The sequence below is a fragment of the Kribbella sp. NPDC026611 genome (assembly GCF_040638345.1).
GTDB lineage: Bacteria > Actinomycetota > Actinomycetes > Propionibacteriales > Kribbellaceae > Kribbella.
The window spans coordinates 1-15,601 of record NZ_JBEZYC010000001.1 but is presented as its reverse complement, the minus strand read 5'-3'; the positions used below and the strand labels follow the sequence as shown (position 1 = coordinate 15,601).

The 15,601-nt window shown below is 69.1% G+C and carries 18 protein-coding genes and 1 pseudogene; 6 read left to right on the top strand and 13 right to left on the bottom strand.

The annotated features are described in order from the left end of the window. Positions 1-439 precede the first annotated feature (439 nt). Positions 440-829 carry a hypothetical protein gene (locus AB0E69_RS00095; protein ID WP_360140336.1) on the bottom strand — a complete coding sequence of 130 codons (390 nt, stop codon included), beginning with the start codon at positions 827-829 and terminating at the stop codon, positions 440-442. A gap of 1,860 nt (positions 830-2,689) precedes the next feature. Between AB0E69_RS00095 and AB0E69_RS00090 the strand changes: the two genes are divergently transcribed. Further along, complete coding sequence (locus AB0E69_RS00090; protein WP_360136956.1) at positions 2,690-4,732, top strand: polysaccharide lyase family 8 super-sandwich domain-containing protein; 2,043 nt, start codon at positions 2,690-2,692, stop codon at positions 4,730-4,732. Continuing rightward, the gene (locus tag AB0E69_RS00085; protein ID WP_360136953.1) at positions 4,675-5,172 is read left to right on the top strand and encodes a polysaccharide lyase beta-sandwich domain-containing protein; all 498 of its coding nucleotides are present in this window, start codon (positions 4,675-4,677) and stop codon (positions 5,170-5,172) included. Before AB0E69_RS00090 ends, AB0E69_RS00085 begins: the two co-directional genes overlap by 58 nt. On the opposite strand, the gene AB0E69_RS00080 is transcribed toward AB0E69_RS00085, so the two are convergent. Genes AB0E69_RS00080 through AB0E69_RS00065 form a run of 4 tightly spaced genes read right to left on the bottom strand, consistent with a single transcriptional unit; the run spans position 5,150 to position 6,877 of the window. Further along, entirely contained in the window at positions 5,150-5,626 is a 477-nt protein-coding gene (locus tag AB0E69_RS00080) for a MarR family transcriptional regulator (protein WP_360136950.1), read from the bottom strand. The two genes, AB0E69_RS00085 and AB0E69_RS00080, sit on opposite strands and share 23 nt — an antisense overlap. Next, positions 5,623-6,222 carry a DJ-1/PfpI family protein gene (locus tag AB0E69_RS00075; RefSeq protein WP_360136947.1) on the bottom strand — a complete coding sequence of 200 codons (600 nt, stop codon included), beginning with the start codon at positions 6,220-6,222 and terminating at the stop codon, positions 5,623-5,625. The genes AB0E69_RS00080 and AB0E69_RS00075 overlap by 4 nt, the downstream gene beginning before the upstream one ends. A 32-nt stretch (positions 6,223-6,254) precedes the next feature. After that, positions 6,255-6,644, bottom strand: coding sequence for a type II toxin-antitoxin system VapC family toxin (locus tag AB0E69_RS00070; RefSeq protein WP_360136944.1), 390 nt, complete (start codon positions 6,642-6,644; stop codon positions 6,255-6,257). Further along, on the bottom strand, positions 6,644-6,877 hold the full coding sequence (locus AB0E69_RS00065; RefSeq protein WP_360136941.1) for a hypothetical protein: 234 nt from the start codon (positions 6,875-6,877) through the stop codon (positions 6,644-6,646). Before AB0E69_RS00065 ends, AB0E69_RS00070 begins: the two co-directional genes overlap by 1 nt. Before the next feature lie 80 nt (positions 6,878-6,957). Here AB0E69_RS00065 and AB0E69_RS00060 point away from each other — a divergent pair, with 80 nt between their 5' ends. After that, complete coding sequence (locus tag AB0E69_RS00060; protein WP_360136938.1) at positions 6,958-7,398, top strand: GNAT family N-acetyltransferase; 441 nt, start codon at positions 6,958-6,960, stop codon at positions 7,396-7,398. On the opposite strand, the gene AB0E69_RS00055 is transcribed toward AB0E69_RS00060, so the two are convergent. From AB0E69_RS00055 to AB0E69_RS00030, 6 genes are read right to left on the bottom strand one after another with little or no spacing between them, the layout of a single operon-like run. Next, entirely contained in the window at positions 7,365-7,907 is a 543-nt protein-coding gene (locus AB0E69_RS00055; RefSeq protein ID WP_360136935.1) for an AAA family ATPase, read from the bottom strand. The two genes, AB0E69_RS00060 and AB0E69_RS00055, sit on opposite strands and share 34 nt — an antisense overlap. After that, complete coding sequence (locus AB0E69_RS00050; RefSeq protein WP_360136932.1) at positions 7,904-8,059, bottom strand: hypothetical protein; 156 nt, start codon at positions 8,057-8,059, stop codon at positions 7,904-7,906. The genes AB0E69_RS00055 and AB0E69_RS00050 overlap by 4 nt, the downstream gene beginning before the upstream one ends. Then, positions 8,041-9,135 (bottom strand): MFS transporter, encoded by a 1,095-nt coding sequence (locus AB0E69_RS00045; RefSeq protein WP_360136929.1) that lies wholly within the window; start codon positions 9,133-9,135, stop codon positions 8,041-8,043. Before AB0E69_RS00045 ends, AB0E69_RS00050 begins: the two co-directional genes overlap by 19 nt. Then, on the bottom strand, positions 9,132-10,193 hold the full coding sequence (locus AB0E69_RS00040) for a MerR family transcriptional regulator (RefSeq protein ID WP_360136926.1): 1,062 nt from the start codon (positions 10,191-10,193) through the stop codon (positions 9,132-9,134). Before AB0E69_RS00040 ends, AB0E69_RS00045 begins: the two co-directional genes overlap by 4 nt. A 34-nt stretch (positions 10,194-10,227) precedes the next feature. Beyond that, complete coding sequence (locus AB0E69_RS00035) at positions 10,228-10,749, bottom strand: AAA family ATPase (RefSeq protein ID WP_360136923.1); 522 nt, start codon at positions 10,747-10,749, stop codon at positions 10,228-10,230. Between the two features lie 15 nt (positions 10,750-10,764). After that, positions 10,765-11,940: an anhydro-N-acetylmuramic acid kinase gene (locus AB0E69_RS00030; RefSeq protein ID WP_360136920.1), complete on the bottom strand. Its 1,176-nt coding sequence runs from the start codon at positions 11,938-11,940 to the stop codon at positions 10,765-10,767. Between the two features lie 66 nt (positions 11,941-12,006). Here AB0E69_RS00030 and AB0E69_RS00025 point away from each other — a divergent pair, with 66 nt between their 5' ends. Next, positions 12,007-12,504, top strand: coding sequence for a SigE family RNA polymerase sigma factor (locus AB0E69_RS00025; RefSeq protein ID WP_360136917.1), 498 nt, complete (start codon positions 12,007-12,009; stop codon positions 12,502-12,504). After that, positions 12,501-13,847, top strand: coding sequence for a hypothetical protein (locus tag AB0E69_RS00020; protein ID WP_360136914.1), 1,347 nt, complete (start codon positions 12,501-12,503; stop codon positions 13,845-13,847). The genes AB0E69_RS00025 and AB0E69_RS00020 overlap by 4 nt, the downstream gene beginning before the upstream one ends. Before the next feature lie 3 nt (positions 13,848-13,850). Here the strand turns inward: AB0E69_RS00020 and AB0E69_RS00015 are convergent, their stop codons facing one another. Next, on the bottom strand, positions 13,851-14,174 hold the full coding sequence (locus AB0E69_RS00015; RefSeq protein ID WP_360136911.1) for a hypothetical protein: 324 nt from the start codon (positions 14,172-14,174) through the stop codon (positions 13,851-13,853). 222 nt (positions 14,175-14,396) lie between these two features. On the opposite strand from AB0E69_RS00015, the gene AB0E69_RS00010 reads away from it, so the two are divergent. After that, positions 14,397-15,317, top strand: a complete 921-nt coding sequence (locus tag AB0E69_RS00010) for an endo-beta-N-acetylglucosaminidase H (RefSeq protein ID WP_360136908.1) — start codon at positions 14,397-14,399, stop codon at positions 15,315-15,317. Here AB0E69_RS00010 and AB0E69_RS00005 read toward each other — a convergent pair. Next, a pseudogene (locus AB0E69_RS00005) lies at positions 15,305-15,601 on the bottom strand (hypothetical protein); the annotation flags it as partial. The gene AB0E69_RS00010 and the pseudogene AB0E69_RS00005 overlap by 13 nt on opposite strands.

The following is a 15,601-nucleotide window of genomic DNA, read 5'->3' as shown; positions in this document are numbered from 1 at the left end:
GTTCGTCGGGGTCGCTCAGGACCTGGATGTGCGCAACTACCTGGCCGGTACGGCGCACACCCGGCTGATCCGGTTCGACCCGCCGGGCACGTTCGGCACCCAGGAGATGCGTGGCAAGAGCAACAAACTGACGCCGCCGGGCGACCTCGACTGGTGGGTCGCGAAGTCCGCGCCCGGGTCGCAGGCCGTCGCGTGGCCGATCGCCGACGGGCGGTACGACGTCGTCGTGATGAACGCGGACGGGACACCGGCCGTCGGCGCACAGGTCACCTTCGGCATCCAGCTCCACCGCTCGTTCGGCATCTCCCTGCTCGTCCTCGGAGCCGGCGTGGCAATCTTCGCCCTGGGGCTGACGCTGACGATCCGCCGCCGCCCGGTCGCTACGCCCGACGCAGTCGCGAGCCCGATCCCAGCCACCGCCCGAATCCCGGTCCTGGTATCAACCGCACCAACGGCCGTCATCCACACCCCCGACGAGCAAACCACCGCCCCTGTCACCCTCCCACCCCACCGCCTCTCCCCCTTCGCCCCCGACCGCATCAGCCCTTTCGCCCCACTCGAGCCCACCCCCACCGACCGCCCAATAACCCCCCGCCCCACCCCGCTCGAGGCGGCAGCGGCCGACCGCCCGATGACCCGCCGCCCCGCCACGATCGCCGCCACGACGGCCACCGCAGCCACCAGCTCCACGACCAGCAGTTCCACAGGAGCCGGCTCCGCGACCGGCACCTCCGCGGCAGTCGACTCCACGACCAGCTCCACGGCAGTTGGCTCCGCGACCCGCAACTCCGCGGGAGTCGGCTCCACGACAGTCGGCTCCGCGAGCCACAGCTCCGCGGCAGTTGGCTCCACGCCCAGTAGCTCCACGGGGGTCGGCTCCGCGACCAGCACCTCCACGGGAGTCGGCTCACCGACAAGCAGCTCCACGACCGGCCAGTCCGCGGCAGTCGGCTCCGCGTACGGCCAGTCCACGGCCGGTCGCTCCACGGCCGCGAGTAGCCCGGCCGTCTCTCCGGTGCGTTCGGCGCCGTTGTTCATGTCCCCCGCCGCGGTGGCCCGGGCGAAGTCGCCCGCGCTGATCGGCGCCGGTTCAAGCGGCCGGCACGACGAGCCGTCCTACAAGCGCCCGACCTACGACCACGCCGCCGACCGGGCAGGATCCGCCGACGCGGTCGGCGCCGGCGCGGGGGCTGGGGCTGACCAACGGACTGGGTACGACACCCGGGCCGGCGCAGGCGCCGGTGCCGGCGCTGACCGACCGGCTGACCAACGGGCTGGGTCCGGCGCGGAGGGCGGATCCGGCGACCGGGCAGGGTACGAGAACCGGGACGGCGCAGACGCAGGCGCCGGTGCCGGGGCTGGCCGACCGGCCGACCAGCGGGCTGGGTCCGGCGCGGAGGGCGGATCCGGCGACCAGGCACGGTCCGACAACCGGATCGACGCAAGCGTCGGTGCCAGGGCTGACCAACCGGCCGGGTCCGGCGCGGAGGCCCGAGCCGGCGACCAGGCTGGATCCGGCGAGCGGGTTGGCTCTTCCGGCCAGGACGAGTCGGCTGAGGCTGTGGAGCCGGACGTCGTGCCGTTGGCGGATTCGCCTGAGTTTGTGAAGAGTGATGAGGCTGTGCGGCGGACTGCGGCGTTGTTGGCTAGTGGGGCTTTGTTGCTGACGACCACGAGCTGCGGGCTGATGCCGCCGAAGAACTCGTTGGCCGGGCCGGAGTCTCGCCCGGCCGTCACGCTCGCCGATGCGCAGGCGGTTGTGGTCCGCTACAACCAGATCAACAACCAGGCCAACCAGTCCCGCGACCCGAAGCTGTCCGAGACGATCGAGGCGGACCCGACGCTCGCGCAGACCCGTGCCGGCTTCGTCATCGGGCGCAAGCTCGACGCGGCCGGCAAGGACAAATCGAAGCCGTTCACCTACACCGACCCGGAGATCGGCGCGCCGCAGTTCACGTCGTACCCAATGCGGTTCGTGGTCAGCTCCGGCGTCTCCGACTCCGCCGACAGCCGCCAGCTCGGCGTCTGGCAGCGGGCAAGCGCGGGCAGCCCGTGGCTGCTGACGCACTCGGTCTACCCGTCGAAGTCGGTCGACGTGCCGTCGGTCGACGGCCTCCGCACCCCGGACAGCTCAGACCTGGAGAAGCTCCAGGCCCAGCCGAAGACGGTCGCCAAGGACCTCGCGGCGTACCTGACCGGCGGTGCCCAGGCCCCGCAGGCGAAGCTGTTCGTGCCATCGCCCGGCACGGCCAAGCTGCTCGAGCTGCGCGCCAAGTCGAAGCTGACCGACACCGCGGAGACCTACATCGCGAGCGTCACCGACACCTTCCAGCCGTCCGGCGACCCGCTCACCTTCATCACCTCGTCCGGCGACGCGCTGGTGTTCCTCTCGTTCACCGAGCAGTACCTGCAGCGCGTCGAGCCGGGGTCGAACGCGTACTGGACCAGCGGCGAGGCGACCGCGTTCAGCAGCATGGTCAAGTACACGCAGAGCCTGCACCAGGACTACCTGCACCAGGTCGCTCTGGTGATCCCGTCCAAGGCGACCGGCGGCGCAACCCGCGTCCTCTCCATCGACGCCCAACTGGTCGGAGCAGGCGGAGCTTAGCGACGGCAACCGCTTGCCGAAAGTTAGTGACGGCTGATTGACTCCCGGGAGTAGGTATTTCCCACCGCCCGGGAGCTTTCAGTGGACCTCACCCGCCGCCGCTTGCTGTCCTTCGTCCCCGCCACCGCGCTCCTGACCGCAGTCGCCCCCGCCGCCCGCGCAACCTCGGCGAGCGCCCCCAGCCAGCTGCTCACCAACGCGCTGGTGATCTACGCCGGTACGCCGGAGTCGAACGCCCGCCCCGAGGTCGCCGCCAAGCTCACCGCGATGGACAACACCGCCCGCACCTGGCTGTCCGCGATGGACCGTGCCGGTGCGGGCGAACTGTTCGCCGGGCTCCCCCTCGGCACCAGCGATCCGAATCTGAGCGCGTCGTACCAGCACCTCTACGAGATCGCGCTCGCGTACCGCCGACCGGGTCCGGCGTCGGACCTGCAGGGCAACGGGCAGATCCGCGCCCGCGTCGCCGAGAAGCTCGCCTGGCTGCGCGACAACTACTACGGCGACCAGTCGAAGGGGTACTACGGCAACTGGTTCACCTGGGAGATCGGCATCTCGACGTACGTCTCCAAGACGCTCGCGCTGATCGACGCCCCGGTGGAGCTGATCACGCCGTACGTCGCTTCGATGGACGCGTACCTGCGGAACGGGAAGGACGGCGACGTCGACCTCGACTCGCGCTTCCACACCGGCGCGAACCTGGTCGACATCACCGCGAACCGCGTCCTGCAGGGCGCGCTGCTCGGTGACGACGCGCGGATCCGGAAGGCGCTGCAGGACCAGTTCACGGTGTTCGCGACGGTCGATCCGTACAACCTCCAGCACGGGGTCACCGACGGGTACTACGCGGACGGCTCGTTCATCCAGCACGCGTCGGTGGCCTACACCGGCTCTTATGGGAAGGCCCTGCTCAGCCGGGTCGTGCAGACGATCAAGGTCCTCGCGGGGACGGAGTACGCGCAGAGCGATGACCTGGTGAGGGTCGTGCAGGGCTGGGTCGAGGACGGCTTCGCGCCGCTGATCTTCGAGGGTTGGATGATGGAGATCGTCAAGGGGCGCGCGGCGTCGCGGACGGCGACCGGGTACGACGACGTCGCGGTGATCGTGGAGGCGGTCGTCGATCTGGCCTACTACGCCGTCGGTGCTGACGCGACACGGTTGAAGGCGTTCGCGAAGTTCACCGCGCGGCCGACGATCAACGTGAACAGCTTCGTGTCGCCGGTGAGCATCGCGCGGTTCGCCGATCTCAAGGCGGATGCCTCGGTGGTGCCGGCGGATCTCAATCCGGACGCTTCGTCGACGGCGTTCAACGCGATGGACCGGAGCGTGCACCGGCGGCCGGGGTACGCGTTCGCGCTGGCGCGGAACTCTCGGCGGATCAGCAAGTACGAGTACATGAGCGGCGAGAACCTGATGCCGTGGTTCCAGGGGGACGGCGCGCACTATCTCTACCTGGCCGGGCAGGATCAGACGTCGGCGTACGGCGTGGACTACTTCACGACGGTGTCGCCGTACGCGCTCGGTGGGGTGACCGCGCCGGTGGAGGCGCGGAAGACGGTGCCGGAGCTTTACGGGCGGCAGTGGTACGAGAATCCGGCATTGGGCTTCACGTCGTCGTCGGAGTCGCAGAACACGTACGTGTACTTCCCGACCGGGACCCAGGAGTACTCCGGCGGTGCGACGCTGGATGCTTTCGGTGCGGTCGGATGGGTGCAGTCGGACGACTTCGCCTACGAGTCACGCGATCAACTGCCGGACGACTTTGTGGTTTACAAGAACGCGTCGGCGACCAAATCTTGGTTCTTGCTGGACGACGAAATCGTCGTGCTCGCCGCGGGTGTCGGTGACTCGACCCGCGCGGTCACCACGACTTTGGACACGCGGATCTCCTCCAATCCGGCCACGGTCACCGGCGTACGACGCGACGGCCGCGCGTGGAGCGGTTCCGGCAGCGTCGACCCGCGCTGGCTCCGCTACACCGACGGGAACATCGCGGTCGGCTACCACTTCCTACAGCCGACTCCGCTGTCGGTCGATCTCCAGGAAGCACGCGGAGCCGCCGGGTCGTGCGCGCCTCCAACCCGGACACCCCGGTCACCAAACAGGTGTTCGGCCTCACGGTGACCCAACCACCAGGGACGACCCGTTCGCTGGCCTACGCATTGGTGCCCAACGCAACAGAATCCACCCTGCGTTCCTATCAGCACGGCCGCCTGACGTTACTCGCGAACACCCCGCATCTGCAGGCTGTCCACCACCAGGGCCTCCGCCTCACGGGGGTGAACACCTTCACGCTGGGCAGCCACAGCATTCCTGGGATCACCGTCGACGGTCTGGCTTCGCTGCTGATTCGTCGTCAGGGCAGTGCGGTCACCGTCGCAGCGGCAGATCCGACGACGCACCGGGACACGATCACGGTCAACCTCTGGGCGCAGTACCTCCGCGCGGCTGCCGACGTACCGGGAGTGCAGGTCACTCGCACGGTCACCGGCACCCGGCTGACCTTCACCACCCGCCACCGCTACGGCGCGAGCCTGACCGTCAGCCTTCTTCCAGCTTGGTGATCAGCGCCCGCATCGTGTCGAGCGTCGTCCGCAGGTCATCGAGGTCGACCGCCTTGCTGAGCTCGGACGACCACGGGTGCTGGGCGACCGAGATCTGGCGGATCGCCCAGTAGCCGGCCTCGGTGCAGGCGAGGAGCTTGGCGCGGCGGTGCGCCGGGTTCGGCCGGTACTCCGCCAGTCCGCGCTCGACGAGCAGGTCCGCGATCCGCTGCACGCCTTGCCGGGTCACGCCCATGATCCGGCCGACGTCGGCGACCGACCGCGGCTCGTCCAGTACGCCGCCGAGGACCTGCCACCAGGCCGCGGTCAGGCCGCCGTGCGCGGCGAGGTCCTGCGCGGCCTCCATCAGACGGGCGTTCAGCCGGAAGGTGGCGAGCGCGATGTCGGTCAACAGCGCACCACCTTCCGACTGCTTGGCCGGCGTCGGCCAGTCTTCGCGAGCGGGAACCGTCATCCGACCAGCATCGAGTACGCCGCCGGGTCGGCGCGATGGAACACGCCTTCGTACGCCTCGCCCTTCTTCTCGTCGACCAGCCCGAGCCGCGTCAACGCCGCCCGCGCGAACTGCACCGGCGAGTCCGGCCCGGCCGTGATCAGGTCGCCGTCAACGACCGCACGCTCGTCAAGGTAGTTGGCGCCACCGGCGTACCCCGTGTACTCCAGGTACTCCTTCGCGGCGCTCGTGTGCTTCCTGTTGTCCAGCAGCCCCGCCCGAGCCAGCCCTGCCGTCGCACCACAAATCGCCGCGACCGGCACCCCCGCCTCGAGAAACCGCCCAGCGAGCTCAGCGAATGCACCCCCACCACCCGCGTCCCACTCCCCCGACCCCGCCAGCACCAGCAGGTCCCCCTCCGCCGGCACCACGTCCCCGATCACCACATCCGGCAGCACCCGCATCCCACCCATGGTCACCACCGGCTCGTCGGACTCCCCAACAGTCACCACAGTCCACGGCTCCCCGGTAAACCGCCCGGTCCGCAGTTCCACCACCAGATGCCCGATCTCCCAGTCCGCCAACGTCTCGTACACCGCCACATAAGCTGTCCTCATAGACAACATACTGTCATCACGACAACATGCTGTCAAGATGGCATGTCGACCGGGAGGCCGGCGGATCGGGCGGCGTCGGCGAGCCGCTTGTCGTAAGTGAGGAACGAGGTCAGCGGCTGAACCCGGAGCGCCGTGGCCAGGTGGATCGCGTCCAGGCTGCGGACGGTCGCGGGACGCACGGTCTGGGCGAGGATCCGGATCCCGGCGTCGAGCTCGACCAGCTCGATCAGGTCGAGGACGAGATGCAGCCGCGAAACCGCCTTCGGCACGTGGCGCGCGAGCGCGCGGAACGACTCGATCTCCGCGAGCACCGAGCTCACCCAGCCGACCTCGGCCCGTTCGTCGAGCCACTCCCGCAGGGCCGGCGATTCCGCCTCGGCGTGCACGAGTTTCACGATCGCCGCCGAATCAAGGTACATCATCAGCGATCGCCGTCCCGGTCCCGCGAGATCTCGGCGGCGAGGTCGATGCCGTCGGGTTCGTCGAGCGGCATCCGCAGTACCGCACGACGCATCGCGGCCGCACGCTCCTTCCGCTCGGCAGCCTCCAACACCGCCTGCCGAATCGCCGCCGACCGGGAGCTCCCGTCATGCGTCAGCACGTCGAGCGCCCGCTCGGTCTCCGCATCGGTCCGAATCGTGATGGTGTCAGCCATGCGCCGAGTGTAAGACGCTTTGCCTTACATACACCAGATAACCAGCTGCGGACGAGTCGGTTCGATGGGACGGTCGGGGGATGGTGCGTGAGCTGGGGTTGGCAGATTGGGGTGGGGTGTGGCCGTTGGTGCGGGGGTTTGGGACTGAGTTTTCGGAGGAGGTGTCTCGGGGGTACTTCGAGGAATTGGTGGGCGATCCGCGGTGGGTGGCGTTGGGGTTCGAGGTGGGTGGGGAGTTGGTGGGGTACGCCGTGGTGCAGGACTACGGGACGCACCTTCGGGGTGGGCGGAGGTTTCACGGGCGGTTGCACGATCTGTACGTCGTACCGGATCGGCGGCGGGGTGGGGTTGGGCGGGGGTTGATGGCGGCTGTGGTCGAGTGGGCCGCTCCGCGTGTCAGGTACTTGGAGTGGCAGGCGCATGCCGAGCGGGCTGCGCCGTTCTACGAGGCGTTGGGGTATCGGGGCGAGCCGTGTCCGCAGTCGGACTATCCGACGTTTGGGGTCGAGTTCTCGACGTAGGACTTGATCTCGGTGGCGACCTCAGCCGCTGAGTTGGTGGTGGTGTCGATGGTCAGGTTGGCGGCCTTCGTGAGCCAGGGGCGGGCGGTGGCGTATTCGTCCACGTGGTCGTGGCGCCAGGGGCGGATGTCGTGGCCTTCGGGGTCGGCGTCGATTCGGGTGTGGAGGGTGGCGGCGTCGGCGTCGAGTACGACGTGGACGAGGTCGTGGTCGCGGGCGCGGAGTCCCGCCGCCAGCTCGTGCCAGTAGGACTCGGTCAGGACGGTTTGTACGGCGATCACGTGGTGGCCCGTGAAGCGGATGAGCTCGTCCATCACGATCGGCACGAGGGTCCGCCACGGTGGGAGCTGCTGGAAGTCGGTGACCTGATAGTCCTGGAGGTTCGCCCTGAGCAGGTAGCCGACATGCTCCGGGTCGAACAGTCGCGATCCCTCGATCAGCTCGACCAGCTTCCCCGCGGTCGTTGTCTTGCCGACGCCGAACGTGCCGTTGATCCAGATGATCGTCATGCCGGGGTACGACGCTCCGCGGCGATGACTGGTTCGAGGCGGAGGAGGACCAGGCCGGCGAAGGTGGTTGCGGTGGCGCAGAGGGTGAGTGCGCGCGGGAGGTCGAGGGTGGCGAGCAGGTTCGTCGAGCCGATCAGGGGGACTGTTTGCACCAAGGACAGCAGCGATTGCAGGCGGGTGAGCGCGGCGTACTGCGAACGAACACCGGCGCGAGGTGTGACGTGAAGAGGCCGACGCCGAGGCCCTGCACGACCGTGGCACCGACAGCCGCCGAAGGCACGAACGCAAGTCCAGCGATCCCGGTTGCCGCGAGCAAACACCCAACCCCGGCTGCCAATCCGGCCCGCTCAAACGTTCCGAACCGCGCGACCACGACCGTCACGATCAAACTCCCGGCGACACTCCCGCCAACAACAAGCCCGGTATGCCCAGCCGTCCATCCATGAGCGCGGCCCAGCAACGGCACACACAGCGACGTCACCGGCAACACGAACGCAGCCACCAACCCCACCACAACCAACACCAACCGCAACACCGGATCCCGCCAAGCCAGTCGCACCCCGTCCAGCACCTCCCGCACCACCTGCGACGTGAGCTGGCGGGAGGCAACCTGCCGCACCACGCGAGCGCCGGCGCCCACGAGCGATCCGCCGACGACGTCCCGCGGGTGTACGTCGTACGGCGGTTTCAGGGTCAGTAGGACCAGGAACTGGATGGCGAAGGTCAGGCCGTCGATGGCGAGGGTGCCGACCAGGCCGACTGTGGCGACCAGCAGGCCGCTCAGAGGCCCGCCGGCGAGCGTGATGACCTGGGTGGCGGACGTGCGGAGGGCCATCGCGCGCGGGAGTTCGTCGTCCGGCACGAACAGGCGTGGAAGAACTCCCGCGGCTGGTAGAGCGAAGGCGTCTACGGTGCCGACAACAGCTGCGGTGGTGAGTAGCAGGCCGGCTGAGGTGCCGTGGATGCCTACCGCGGTAGCGAGCAGGAAGCACGACGTACCGACGACGGCCGAGCAGGTGAGTAGCAGGCGGCGGGGACCTACGCGATCACCCAGGACACCGCCGAGCAGGAGGAGTACGGCACGCGGCAAGGTGAATCCGGTCAGCACCAGTCCGGCGACGCGCGGTCCGATGCCCGTCGCGGCCCAGCCGAGCGCGAAGAACAGGGCCGTGTCGCCGAAGACGGAGAGGGTGGATCCTGCCAGCCAGCCGTAGTACGCCCGGTTCACTCGTCCAGCCGGACCGGCATGACGAGCGTGGTGAACGTGCCTTGATCGGCAGACCGTACGACGACCGGCCGGTCCTGCGCGCAGATCTCGAGCAGTACGTCGGGCCCCACGCTCGCCTCGAGCGCCCCCGCCAGCAACCGCGCGGTGAACCCGATCCGCGCCGAGCCGCTCCCGATCACGTCCAGCTTCACATCCCCATCGATCCGAAGCTCGGAGGGATCGATGTCAAAGGCAACAACCTCCTTCGCCCGCAGGGCCCCCAGCAACCGCACCCGCTCCACCACCACCCGGCAAACCGGCGGCATCAAACCCTCCAGAATCCCCTGGTACGCCGGATACTCCCCGGGCACCGCGGGCAACTCCCGCACATCCTCCCCAGCAACCAGCCGCACCAGCTCGCCCGGCTCCACCTCGACCCGCACGCGATCGGCAGCAGCAGCCCACCTGATCAGTCCCGCCAGCTCATCCGCCCGCACGAGTACCCGCCCGCCGACCCCCTCGAACTCCACCGGCCGCACTCCTCGAATCGCCAGCCGATACCTGTCAGTGGCAACAAACGTCACCTCGTCAGGCGAGAGCTCGATCAACACACACCCCAGAACCACCTTCAGCTCGCCGGGGTTTGCCACCGGGCTGGGTGGAGTCGCCGGTTCATCCGTCCTGCGTGCGGCCGGGGTGACTTGGCGGAGCGCGCTGGACAGTTCCGGGCCGCCGAGGACTGTGGTGGTTCGGGGTGTGAGGAGTTGGGTGAGCAGTCGCGTGGCCGCGGATCTGGTGGCGGTGGACTTGGCTTCGAGCGTGCGGAGGTGGGAGCGGACCAGCTCGGCAACGTCGGCGGGCGGAGCGTCCAGCGCGGTGCGGACGTCCGGCAGGGGTAGATCCAGTTCGCGGAGGTCGCGCAGGAGGCGGGCTCGGGGTTGCTGGTCGGGTGAGTAATAGCGGTAGCCGTTCGACGCGTCGACGGCGGCGGGTGGGAGGACCCCGCAGTCGTCGTAGAAACGGAGGGCGCTCGGCGCCAGACCCACCAACTGTGCGAACTCGCTGATCGTCAGCCTCATGGGTCCGACCCTCCCCCTTGAACCAGCTCGAAGGTCAACTGGGCCGGAGGCGGGTCCACAGCGAGAGCGTCTTGCCGAAGCGTTCGCCCCGGATCCAGTCCAGGATTCCCTTCGCGGACCGCTCCGGCGGCACGTCACCCCGGACCGACCGCGGTACCAGCTTCCGGATCTCCGCGGCGTCCGCGAGCGCCTCCTCGATCTCCGCGTCCGGCCAGCCACGCCCGGCCAGCCGTTTCCGCCGTACCGCGTCCGGGCAGTCCAGGTGCAGCCACCGCCCCTCCGGCAGCTCCGTCGGCAGCAACGGCGACAGCAGCAGCACGGGGATCCCGGACCGCCGGATCAGCTCGGTGATCCGCAGCCACAGCGCGTTGTACGCCGGCCAGATCGGCGCCGCGGTCGGGCTCGCGATGTCGATCCCGAGCAGCCGGCCGTTGTCGTCCAGCAGCTCGTCCATGTCCATCACCACCAGGTTCCCCGGGTTGAGCCGCACCAGCTCCGGCACCACCGTCGTCTTCCCTGAACCGGCCGCCCCGGTCACCACGAACAACCTCGTCACAGTCCTAGTGTGCGGTCAGCCCACGACGAGTCGCACCGGAGGTTGCCCCGGAGCCTCGACCACGGGGAATCCAGCCGCACCCGGAGTCACCGAGCCGAGCACCGACGAGTGCGCAGCGCCCGTGCACGAAGGCACCGTCCCGCCCAGACCGTGCACGGTCAGAAATCCCAGTACGGCGAACGCGTACGCCTCCTTCGCTGCCGACGGCAACCCCAGCTCGTCCGTCGTTCGCACCGGCACCCCGAGCTCCGCGGCCAGCTGATGCATCAGCACCGGGTTCCGGATCCCGCCACCCGACGCGATCACCTCGGTCCCGCCGTACCGCCGTACGGCGTCCGCCACCGTCCGAGCCGTCAACGTTGTCACGGTCGCCACCAGGTCCTCCACCGGCAGCGAAGGGAACTCACCCAGCATCCGGGCCAGATATGCGAGGTTGAACAGCTCCTTCCCCGTCGACTTGGGCGCCGGCCGCGCGTAGTACGGCTCCGCCAGCAACCGCTCGAGCAACCCTGGGTGCACCTGCCCGCGAGCCGCCAGCACCCCGTCCGCATCGAACGGCCGCCCGGCCAGCTCGGCCACCACCGCATCGATCAGCGCGTTCGCCGGACCGGTGTCGAAGGCAACCGGTTCACCGTGTACGACGGTGATGTTCGCAATCCCACCCAGATTCAAAGCAACCGGTACGCCGGGCCGCCCGCGTAACCACAGCACGTCGATGATGCTCACCAACGGCGCCCCCTGCCCGCCGGCAGCCACATCCCGCGCCCGTAGATCCGACGCCACCGGTACTCCGGTCGCTTCAGCGATCCACGCCGGCTGCCCCAGCTGCAACGTGCCGTGCACCGACCCATCTGAGACCCAGTGGAACACTGTCTGCCCGTGCGACACGATCAGATCGGCGTGCCCACCGCACAGCTGCTCGACCGCCTGCCGCGCCACGTCCGCGAACGCCTGCCCGATCCCGGTGTCCAGGCGGCACACCTGCTCCACCGTCGTGCTTGCCGGCGGCAACGATCCGGCGAGTGCCGCGCGCAGCTCGGCCGGGTACGGCTGGCTGAGCATCCCGAGCGGCGTCAGTACCAGCGTGTCCCCGTCCAGCTGCAGGTCCGCCGCGGCCGCGTCGACCGCGTCGTACGACGTACCGGACATCAGCCCGATCACGCGCACCCGATCACCTCCTTCGGCAGACACGCATGCAACCTTCTCCGGCACCCCGGTGTCTACCTGGATACCAGAATGATCACCGAGGAGGGGTGAATGGTCACGCGCGGTGATGACTTCGACGACTTCGTGCGCGCCAGCTCGACCCGGTTGCTGCGGACCGCGGTCCTGCTGGTCGGCGACCGGGTGGCGGCCGAGGACCTGCTGCAGGAGGCGTACGAGCGGATGTACGTGCACTGGCGCCGGATCCACAGCGCCCCCGAGGCGTACGCCCGGAAGACGCTCGCCAACCTCGCCGCCAACCGCTGGCGGAGCAAGGGCCGCAAGCCCGAGGTGGCCCTGGACGAGCACGACCGGCCGACGCCCGACGGCGCCGAGAGCCACGCCGTCCGCGACCAACTCGTCGCCGCACTCCAGACCCTCCCGCCGAGGCAGCGCGCGGTGATCGTCCTCCGGTACTACGAGGACCTCACCGAACTGCAGACAGCGCAAGCCCTCGGCTGCTCCCTCGGCACGGTCAAGAGCCAGGCATCCCGGGCCCTCGACCGCCTCCGCCTGATCACCGAACCCACCATCCTGGAAGGACTCCGATGACCGAGACCGAACTGAAGCAGCGCATGACCGCCGGCGTCGCCGAGGTCGAGGCGTCGGACGACCTCCTCGATCGGGTCCGCGCCGGTGGCGCCCGCCGGGTCCGTCGCCGCCAGTTCATCGGCGTGACCGCGGCTGCGTTCGCTGTCGTCGTCGGCGGTGGCGCCGCGATCGCCGTACCCGCGGCCCTCGAGCACCGCGGCGAACCGCCGGTCGGCGCGAAACCCGGCGCCGACGATCCGTACGCCAGCCTCATGATCGGACCGGCCAAGGGCGATCTCGCCCACGACAAGACCTACCTCGGCCAGGTGCTGCAGGCCTGGCGGAGCTCGCACCGCAAGTCGGTCAACGCCGACCGTGGCATCTTCGACCACATGCAGGGCGACGCGCAGGTCGCCTGGGCCGGAAACACCCCTGGCGGCCGCGCCGCGATCGTGGTCGAGAACGCCGACCTCCGCGTGCACTCGAACGTTCAGCTGTATCGCGAGGGCATCGCCACGCTGATCGGCTACGTCGGAGACAGCACGGACGGCAAGCCGGTCGTGGTCGGCGACGACTACCCGGTCCCGGGAGCGTCCCAGTCGATCGGCTTCGTGGTCGAGAAGTCCGGCACCAAGGCGCTCGTCGTGATGAACCTCAACGGTCAGAAGCTGGGCTGGTCGGCCGGCCGGAGCTACCTCGCGGACGGTTCGGTCAAGCGGATCTACCTTCCGCTGACGTTCCGGGACCGGATCGCGGTGGTGACTCTTCCGCCCGGCCAGGACCTGAGCAAGCTCCGGCTCAGCGTCCTGCCGGGCACCGAGTTCTCCGAGCTCTCGATCGTGAACGGCGATGCCAACCGGCCGAGCGAGATCGGGGGGACCCGGCTGTGGGGTGACGACGTCGCCGCCTGGCCGATGACCGACGGCGCAGACAAGCTGCGCGCCCGCGCCAACGACGAGTTCAACAACGCCGTCGCCGCGGTCAGCGACCCGAACGCCTATGGGGTCGCGATGTCGCTGTGGACGGGGTACGGCGTCACCGCGAACGGGACCGCGGTGTACCTCGGCGAGCAGGCGCTCGACGCCGATCCGACCCACGTGTACGCCGTACTCAAACCCAGAACCGGCAACGTCCGGATCGCGCATGGCGGCGTACCGGACAAGGACGCCGTACTCCCCGTGCAGGTCAAGTTGCCCGATGGCCAGGGCTGGGCCGTCGCACAGAAGGACGCGCAGCTGTCCTACCGGCTCGACGGCGGCGCGTGGAGCCCGGCCCGCTCGAACGCACTACTGGTACCGGCAGGCGACGACGCCGAGGTCAAGGTGGAGCACCACGACCGAACCGACGTCGTCACCCTCCGGTGATCCCTACAGCTGAACGCCGGCGCTCGCTGACGAGCGACCCACCTGCGATCCCTCGCTCGTCGAGTTCCGGGCGGCAGCGACGTCAGCGGAACGAATGACGTCCATCCGCGTCACACCACCCAGCGCGACGTCCTCCGGCGACTTGCGCGGCTCCGGAATGTCGACGTCGGGCTCCTGCTCCTCGTCGGGCTCGTTCTCCGGCGACTTGCGGGGCTCGGGGATCTTCGCCGCTCGTACGCCGGCGGCCGGCCGGCCGCGCTCACCCTCCTGGGCGCGAACGATGGTCATCGGATCGAACACGGCGTCTCCTGGAAGCTTGGATTCCATCGTTCTCCTTCGATCGTTGGTGTGTCTCCGGCTCTCGCCGCGCGGATCCGACGCCGCGCGTGGGCAGCGGGTTCCGGACCTTGACAGCGGGACGGCGCCGATCGATGATCGGGGACGCTGTACCGGTTTAGCTGTGGTTGCCTTCCGGCCGAATGCTCAGGCGGCGAGGGCTGCTTAACCGATATAGCGGTACCGCCCACATCGTGACGAGGAGTCGACCGGATGACTGCACCGCTCATGAAACGAAGGACCCTGCTGTCCGCGCTGGCTGTCGGGTCCGCCGCGGCCGTGACCGGCGCGGCCACTCTGCCCGCCGCGGCCGCGGGGAAGTGCCGGGCCCGGAAGACCGGACCGATCACCGTCGCCTACATCGAGGTGAACGACCACAGCATGCTGAACGCCGGCAAGTACGTGTTGGCGAACGGCGGCGCGCAGGTGATCGACATCGCGGTGATCTTCGCGGCGAACATCAACTACGACACCGCGCAGCAGAAGGCGTACCTGTCCTTCAACCCGCAGGTGACCAACGTGCTGGACAACGTCGCCACCCAGGTCCGCCCGCTGCAGCAGAAGGGCATCAAGGTCCTGCTCTCGGTGCTCGGCAACCACCAGGGCGCCGGGTTCGCGAACTTCCCGACCAAGGCCGCCGCCGACGCGTTCGCGCAGCAGCTCGCGGACGCGGTCACCACCTACGGCCTGGACGGTATCGACTTCGACGACGAGTACGTCGAGTACGGCAACAACGGCACCGGCCAGCCGAACGACTTCTCGTTCGTCTACCTGGTCCAGGCGCTGCGCCGGAAGCTGCCGAACAAGCTGATCACGCTCTACGACATCGGCCCGTCGGCGGACCGCCTGAGCTACAACGGCGAGAGCATCGCCAACACCTTCAACTACGCCTGGAACCCGTACTACGGCACCTGGGGCGTCCCGGCGGGCCCGAGCGCGAAGTCGAAGCTCTCCCCCGCTGCCGTCTCGTACACCGACACCAGCTCCGCGACCGCCGCCAGCCTGGCGCAGCGGACGGTCTCCGAGGGGTACGGCGTTTTCCTCACCTACAACCTCACCGAGTCCGACACGTCGGCGTACATGTCCGCGTTCACGCAGAAGCTCTACGGCAGCGCGACGGTCTACAAGCCGTAGGTCCACCCCGGCTGCCAGTTGAACGGGGACTCGATGAGCTCTTCCATCGACTTCCCGCTCCCCAGCAGGTGGTCGAGCGCCCACCGGTTCGCCGAGTGGGCGACGACCAGCACCACCGCATCGTCGTACCAGCGCTTCACATCCGCCAGGAACGACCGGGTCAACTCGACGACCTCGATGTAGGACTGGCCGTTGGGAAACGGCGTCCGGCGCGACCTGTCGTGAGCCGCCGGACCAGGAGGGCCACCGCGAGCAGCGCGGCGGCCACGACCGCGGACGTCCAC